The organism is Micromonospora sp. NPDC049175 (assembly GCF_043197345.1).
Classification (GTDB): Bacteria; Actinomycetota; Actinomycetes; order Mycobacteriales; family Micromonosporaceae; genus Micromonospora.
Map to the genome: position 1 here is coordinate 157,124 of NZ_JBICSY010000012.1, position 7,097 is coordinate 164,220.

A 7,097-nucleotide genomic window follows, 5' to 3' on the forward strand; every position below is an offset into this window, starting at 1 on the left:
GCATCCGCCGCGGGTGTTTTCGGCGCTCTTGTCCCCCGTCCGGGCGACCCGGTCACGTGTCGGCCGTGAACCCGCGCAACCGCACCCGACGCACCGCCCGGTCGGCGACCTCCACCACCTCCAGGGTCAGCCCGGGCAGCCGCACCATCTCCCCGGGCTGCCCGGGCAGGTGCCGCAGCCGGGCCAGCACCAACCCGGCCACCGTGGTGTATTCACGGGACAACGGGAAGCGCAACCGCACCCCCAGGTCGGGCAGGTCGTGCAGCGGGAAGTCACCGGGCACCAGCAGGGCGCCGTCCTCCTCCCGGATCACCCCGCGCACGTCCCGGTCGGTCTCGTCGTACAACTCGCCGACCACCTCGGCCAGCAGATCCTCCATGGTGACCAGGCCGTCGATGCCGCCGTGCTCGTCGACCGCCAGGGCCAGTTGCTGATGCTCCTGACGGAGCTGACGCAACGCGTCGGCGACCGGCAGGGTCACCGGCAGCAGCACCGGCGAGCGCACCCGGTCCCCCACCGACGCCGTGCCGGCCTGCACCAGGTCACGGATGTGCACCACCCCGAGCAGCTCGTCCAGGCCGCCGGGACCGGTGACCGGGGCGCGGGACCGACCGGCGGCGGCGAGCCGGCGGACCCCCTCGTCGGCGGTCAGGCTGGCCGGCAGCGTCATCACCTCCCGCCGGGCCACCAGGATCTCCCGCAACGTCCGGCCGGCGATGTCGAACGCGCCGGTCAGGATCTCCCGCTGCTGGGCCGACAGGCCGCGCTGGCTGGCCAGCATCTCCCGCAGCTCCTCCTCGGTCATCTCCGCGCGGTTGGCCCGCGGGTCACCGCCGGCCAGCCGTACCACCGCGTCGGTGGCCCGGCTGAGCAGCCACACCGCCGGCCGGGACACCCGGGCCAGCAGGTCCAACGGGCCGGCGCTCAGCAACGCCCAACGCTCCGCCCGCTGCATCGCCAGTCGTTTGGGCGCCAACTCGCCGAGCACCAGGGTGACGAACGTCAGCAGCACGGTCACCACCAGCACCGCGGCGGGGCGGGCCAGGCCACCGAGGAAGCCCAACGGACCGACGAGCGGCTCGGACAGCGACACCGCGGCCGCCGCCGAGGCGAGAAACCCGGCAAGTGTGATGCCGAGCTGGATGGTGGCCAGGTAGCGGTTGGGGTCGCCGGACAACCGCACCAGCCGCTCCCCGGCGCGCGACCGTCGCCCCAACCGCCGCAACTGCCCCTCGCGCAGCGTCACCAACGCCATCTCGCTACCGGAGAGCGCGGCGTTGACAAGCACCAGCACGGCCACCAGCGCCACCTGCACGAGCTGACCGCCCATCGCGCACCCCCGTCCGCCGCCTCAGGTCACTCAACCGCAGCGGGACCGGTCCCGGGTCCGGTTTGGGTCCGCGCCACCGCTCAGTCGACCTCCAGGTCGTCGAGCGAGATGGCGTGGGTCATCAGCCAGCGGGCCAGCGCCGACATACCGAACAGCCACAGCGGCACCGATTCGGTGGGGCCGTTCGTGGCGTAGATGGCGAACCGCAGGTCGGGCGCGCGGTACGCCTCGATCCGCCACCGGTGTTGCCGGTCCCGCCAGACCGCCGAAGGGTCCATGGCGTCACCGTAGGTGACCGCCGCCGACCTCGGGGCGGTTAGCCGGCACCACCGGCTTAGCCCGGCACCACCGGCTTAGCCCGGCACCACCGTCGTGCCGAGCAGCCGTTGGGCGACGGACACCAGCACGGCGATGCCGATCCCGGCGAGGATCAGCCAGCCGAGGCCGCGCCAGCCCGAGCTGCGCTCGCCGACCTGCTCCGACGGCGCCCGCCACGCCTCCCGGTAGGTCCAGGCGAGCACACCCGTCCCGAACGGCAGGAGCCCGACCCAGAACCAGAACCATCGGGTGCCGGCCAGCGGCGGCGCGCCACCGATCAGCCGGCCCAGCCACAGCACGGTCACCACGCCGGCGAGCACGGCGGCGGCGTCCGTCATCCGGTGCGCGGCGGCGTTCACGCCACGCCACGGTTCGGCGACGGCGGCGAGCCGCCCGTCCCACCTCGGGTTCGGCGACGGGTCGGCCTCGGCGACTGACGACTCCGAAGCGGGCGGGTCCACGAACACGTACCGGATCTGGCCGTTCGGCACGGTCCAGGCGAGCAACCCGCCGTCCGTCGCGTGCTGCAGCCGGGGACGGCTGCCCCAGTACGCGTCGTCGTCGGCCCAGCCGTACGCCCGTTGGAAGGTCACCACCCGGCCGTTGGCGAGATCCCGGTCGAGCTGGGCCTCCGTCGACTCGCGGGGCTCCACCCACCAGGCCAGGGATGCCCACAGCACCCAGAGCACCGGCAGCCCCCAGCGCAGCGCCACCGGGAGGGCCGCACGCCATCGGCCGCCGGCGGGCCGCGACCGGGTCGGGATCAGCTCGACCATCGCTCTACCGTCGCACCCCAGGACGGTCCTGTCAGCCCCGGACGAGTCGGGGAACCAGCGCGGGGATGAGCGGTTCGGCGGTCCGGGTGCCGGCCGGGGCGCCGTGTCGCGGGGGCTCAGGTGACGACGATCCGGGCGTCGTCGGGCAGTCGCCGGGTCGCACCGCGACGGTCCAGCAACTCCAGCAGGGGCACCGCCACCCGGCGGGTGGTGTCCAACGCCTGCCGGGCTGCGGAGAGCGTGAACGGCTGCGGCAGCCCGGCCAGCACCCGGACCGCGTCGTCGAGCGCGTCGGGCAGCAGCACCACGTTGTCGGCCAACCGCAGCAGGGCGCCGGCCCGCACCGCCGCGCCGATCTCCCGGGGACCCAGGCCGAGGTCGACGAGACGGTCCGCCTCGGGGGCGCGAAACGGCCGGTCGCCGTACTCGTCGCGGACCCGCCGCACGGCTCGGGCCACCGGCTCGGGCAACGCGTCGGCGCCCACCGCGCCGACCCGCCCGGCGTGGATCCGCAACGGCGGGGAGACCAGCGCCTCGACAAGCACCCGGTCGGGCAGGGCGAGGCGCTGGCGCAGCGCGTCCACCGGCATCCCCGGCTCCAACGGGTGCTCCCGCGCGTAGCGGGCGACCTCCTCGGTCACCTGGTCGCCGAGGCGCCGCCAGTGCTCGGGGTCGGCCAGCCAGTCACCGGCCACCGGCGCGGCGCGCACCGGCACGCCCATCCGGATCATGGCGCCGGCCCGGACCAGCCGTCGGCGGCGCAGCTCACCGGCCAGGTCGGGTCGACCGTCCAGCGCGGCGAGGACCTGCGCGCGGGCGGCCGCGGCACCCCGGCGGGCCAGCGGCGGCGGCGCCACGTCCAGCACCCGCACCCCGCCGGCCACGTGGTGCCGGCCCGGGTCGCGCAGCAGCGCCCGGTCGCCCACCAGCAGTGGCAGCGGGCGCGACAGGCGCAGCCGCACGGTGTCCGCGCCGAGCGGTCGGACCCGGACCGGCACCGCCGCCGACCCGACGTGCAGGGTGAGCGTGGCCGGCAGGTCGGCGGCCGCGTCGCCGGCGAGCCGCACGTCGACGAGGTCGGTGTGCTGGAACCGGCCCGGGGTGAGCAGCGCGTCGCCGCGTCCGAGCCGGTCGCGGGGCGTACCACGCAGGTTGACCGCCACCCGGGCCACCGCGGCGGCCTCCGGTCGGGCCTCGCCGAGAGAGTGCAGGCCACGGACCCGGACCGGCTCGTCGGCACCGGCCAACTCCAGCACGTCACCCACCCGCAGCCGACCAGCGCCGAGGGTGCCGGTGACGACGGTGCCGCTGCCCCGCACGGTGAAGCTGCGGTCGACCCAGAGCCGGACCGGGTCGTCCACCGTGGGCGCCGGCAGTCGGGCGGTGAGCCGGTCCAGGGCGGCCCGCAGCTCCGCCAGACCGGCGCCGGTGCGGCCGCTGACCGCCACCGCCTCCACCGCGCCGAGGCTTGTCGCGCCGATCTCGGCGCGGGCCTGGGCCGTCGCCGGCCCCGGATCGGCCAGGTCCGCGCGGGTCACCGCCAGCAGGCCGTACCCGACGCCGAGCGCGTAGAGCGCGGCCAGGTGCTCGGCGGACTGCGGCATCCACCCCTCGTCGGCGGCGACCACGATCAGCGCCGCCGGCACCGGGCCGACCCCGGCGAGCATGTTGGGCACGAACCGCTCGTGGCCGGGCACGTCGACGAAGGCGATGGTGGCGCCGGAGGGCAGTGTCGTCCAGGCGAAGCCCAGGTCGATGGTCATGCCCCGGCGGCGTTCCTCGGCCCACCTGTCGGGCTCCATCCCGGTCAGCGCCCGGACCAGCGTCGACTTGCCGTGGTCGACGTGGCCGGCGGTCGCGACGACGTACACGCTCAGTCGTCCCCGGGCACGCGCAGCACGGCCACGCGGACCGCCTCGTCGGCGTCGGCCGGCACACAGCGCAGGTCGAGCAGGAGTCGGCCCCGCACCACCCGGCCGAGCACCGGCTGGTCGCCGGTGCGCAGCGGCGCGGCGTAGCGCTCGGGCAGGCTCAGCGCCCACGAGTCCAACTCGACACCGGGGGCGCCGCCGCCGCCGACCACCGCGACGGCCGGCACCACCTCCGCCTTGCGGCCGTCCGCGCCGAGCCGGTCGCGCAGCCGCTCCACCCGCTCGCGCAGGGCGCCCGGATCGGCGTGCAACGCCGTCCGGGTGGGGGTGTCCGGTCGGTGCAGGGTGGCGGCGAGCGCGGCCAGGGTGAGCTTGTCCACCCGTACCGCCCGGGCCAGCGGGTGCCGGCGCAGCCGGTCGACAAACGCGACGTCGCCGAGCAGCAACCCCGCCTGCGGGCCGCCGAGCAGCTTGTCGCCACTGGCGGTGACAAGCGCCGCCCCGGCGCGCAGAGTGCTCGTCGCGTCCGGTTCGTCGGGCAGCAGCGGATCCGCGGTGAGCAGCCCGGAGCCGATGTCGGCGACCACCGGCACGCCGAGGGTCGCCAGTTGACGCACCGGGGTCGCCGAGGTGAAGCCGGTGATCTGGAAGTTCGACGGGTGCACCTTGAGCACGAAGCCGGTCTGCGGGCCGAGCGCGGCGGCGTAGTCCGCGAGCGTGGTGCGATTGGTGGTGCCCACCTCCCGCAGGCGAGCGCCGGTGCTCTCCAGCAGGTCGGACAGGCGGAAGCCGTCGCCGATCTCGACGAACTCGCCCCGGCTGACCACGATCTCCCGACCGGCGGCCAGGGCGGTGGCGGCCAGCACCAGCGCGGCGGCGCCGTTGTTGACCACGTGCACGGCCCCGGCGTCGGGTACGGCGGCGGCCAGGGCGTCGAGCGCGTCGCGGCCACGGCGGGCCCGTCGGCCGGTACCCAGGTCCAACTCGACGTCGGTGTGCCCGGCGGCGGCCACCACCGCGGCGACCGCGGCGGGCGACAGTGGCGCCCGGCCCAGGTTGGTGTGCAGTACGACGCCCGTGGCGTTGAGCACCGCCCGGGGGCCGGGCGCGGGCAACGCGGCGACCGCCGCGTCGCGTACCTCGTCGGGGTTGATCTCGCCACGGCGGGCTCGCTCCTGGGCGCGGACGACGACCGCCTTGACCTGGTCGCGGCCCAGCGTCGCGCTGGCCGCGGCCAGCAGCGGGTCGGCGAGCAGCGTGTCGGTGCGCGGCACCCGGCGTCGTGGGTCCACCGGCCCGTCGCCCATCGCGTCATCTCCTGCTGCGGTTTGGCGGAGACGGACGGGAATCGAACCCGCCTGGCCCGGGTCCCGGACCACTCCGGTTTTGAAGACCGGGAGGGGCACCAGCCGCCTGAACGCCTCCACCGGACATTCGATCACACCGTGGGCGGGGCCGCCCGACCAGATGGAAGATCCATGCCGGTTCGTCGGGCGTCGGCCCGCTCGCGCTGCGGCACCACCGTGTACCGAGGGTCGCGGGCGGACGCGACGCCGCCGTAGAAGATGCCGAACCGGGTCAGCACCGACGCGGCCAGCAGCGCGGCGCCGGACAGCGCGCTGACCGCCCGACTACGCCGGCCGAGCAGTGCACCGGCGACCCCACCGGCGGTGAGCAACCGACCGGCGCGCAGTAACCGACCGGGCCGACCCCGCCGGTAGGGCTCGCTGAGCAGACCGAGCCGGGTCTCCACCCGGTGCGCGCCGTACAACTCCAGGGCCGCGCCGGCCACCGCCATCCGGCGGGCCGGCCCCGCCTCGTGCGGGGACGCGGCGAGCAGACCCACGCCGGCGCCGCTGGCCAGGGCGCTGCCCGCGAAGATCACCGGCAACTCGGGGTACGCCTCGTGCCACGACGGCACCGCCGTGTCGGCGAGCAGGACCCCGGTGTACGTGGCCAGCGCCGGCGCGGTGCCGGCGGCGAGCAGCCCGGCGGCGTGCCCGATGGGCGGCAACGCGCGACCGGCCAGCCCGAGCAGACCGTGCCGGGGCAGCACGCCGGCGGCCTCGGCGATCGCGGCGACACCCGCCGCCGGCCCGTACGCGGTGAGGATCCAGGTGCCCATCGACATCGGCGAGGTCGGCTTGGCCACCCGGAGCATGTGGTGGAACCGCGCCGGTCGGCCCAGGTCCCTGATCAGGAAGACGGCGCTGGCGCTGACGGCGCCCAACGCGGTCACCCGACCGGCGCGACGCAGCGCCGGCCGCCCGGTGAGCTGCCCACCCGCGGCGAGCAGCGACGAGCCGGCGGCCAGCCCACCGGTGAACAGGTACGCCGCGATGTCCCACTTCCAGACCGGCGCCTTGAGGATGGGCCGCCCGTAGTACGACGTGAACTCGGCCTCCGGCACCCGCAGCTCCTCACCGCCGCCGCCGCGTCGTCCGCCCCGCCGGCCGGCGGACCCCCGCCGCGGCGAGGTCAGCTCCGCCCGGGAGTCCGCGCCCACCGCTCCCCGCCGCACCCCCGGACCACCCGACCGGTCGGTGCCGTCGGCGGCCGATGCGTTGGGGCGGTCGGCGGCCGATGGGTCGGGGCTGGCGTTGGTGAGTCGGTCGCGGAAGCGGCGGAATCGGTCACCCGTTTCGGGGTGGGGCGCACTCACGAGGAACCTCCGACGAACGCGGCGACGGTCGCCGCCGCCATGGCCAGGGCGGCGAGGCCCGCGCGTTTCCACATGGCCGGCAGGTCGCGGGTGGTCACGACCGGGTCGGGTGGCAACCCGTACACCTCGGGCTCGTCCAA

6 protein-coding genes, 1 tRNA gene and 1 pseudogene are annotated in these 7,097 nt (G+C 76.1%); all 8 read right to left on the reverse strand.

Annotation, left to right across the window (positions count from 1 at the left end):
- Positions 1-52: 52 nt before the first annotated feature.
- On the reverse strand, positions 53-1,330 hold the full coding sequence (locus ACGFH8_RS32495) for a hemolysin family protein (RefSeq protein WP_393374841.1): 1,278 nt from the start codon (positions 1,328-1,330) through the stop codon (positions 53-55).
- Positions 1,331-1,410: 80 nt separating this feature from the next.
- Positions 1,411-1,608, reverse strand: coding sequence for a hypothetical protein (locus tag ACGFH8_RS32500; protein ID WP_030327722.1), 198 nt, complete (start codon positions 1,606-1,608; stop codon positions 1,411-1,413).
- Between the two features lie 75 nt (positions 1,609-1,683).
- Entirely contained in the window at positions 1,684-2,424 is a 741-nt protein-coding gene (locus ACGFH8_RS32505; protein WP_393374844.1) for a hypothetical protein, read from the reverse strand.
- Between the two features lie 116 nt (positions 2,425-2,540).
- Entirely contained in the window at positions 2,541-4,295 is a 1,755-nt protein-coding gene (gene selB / locus ACGFH8_RS32510) for a selenocysteine-specific translation elongation factor (protein WP_393374846.1), read from the reverse strand.
- Between the two features lie 2 nt (positions 4,296-4,297).
- Entirely contained in the window at positions 4,298-5,602 is a 1,305-nt protein-coding gene (gene selA, locus ACGFH8_RS32515) for an L-seryl-tRNA(Sec) selenium transferase (RefSeq protein ID WP_393374848.1), read from the reverse strand.
- Positions 5,603-5,624: 22 nt separating this feature from the next.
- A tRNA-Sec gene (locus ACGFH8_RS32520) sits at positions 5,625-5,720 on the reverse strand.
- A 13-nt stretch (positions 5,721-5,733) separates the two neighbouring features.
- Complete coding sequence (nrfD, locus tag ACGFH8_RS32525) at positions 5,734-6,957, reverse strand: NrfD/PsrC family molybdoenzyme membrane anchor subunit (protein WP_393374850.1); 1,224 nt, start codon at positions 6,955-6,957, stop codon at positions 5,734-5,736.
- A pseudogene (locus ACGFH8_RS32530) lies at positions 6,954-7,097 on the reverse strand (4Fe-4S ferredoxin); the annotation flags it as partial. The pseudogene ACGFH8_RS32530 and the gene nrfD, both read right to left, overlap by 4 nt.

What these genes read in the sequence shown, in the direction of transcription:
- ACGFH8_RS32495 (WP_393374841.1), bottom strand. Translation starts at nt 1,330, where the DNA reads ATGGGCGGTCAGCTCGTGCAGGTGGCGCTGGTGGCCGTGCTGGTGCTT.
- ACGFH8_RS32500 (WP_030327722.1), bottom strand. Translation starts at nt 1,608, where the DNA reads ATGGACCCTTCGGCGGTCTGGCGGGACCGGCAACACCGGTGGCGGATC.
- ACGFH8_RS32505 (WP_393374844.1), bottom strand. Translation starts at nt 2,424, where the DNA reads ATGGTCGAGCTGATCCCGACCCGGTCGCGGCCCGCCGGCGGCCGATGG.
- selA (WP_393374848.1), bottom strand. Translation starts at nt 5,602, where the DNA reads ATGGGCGACGGGCCGGTGGACCCACGACGCCGGGTGCCGCGCACCGAC.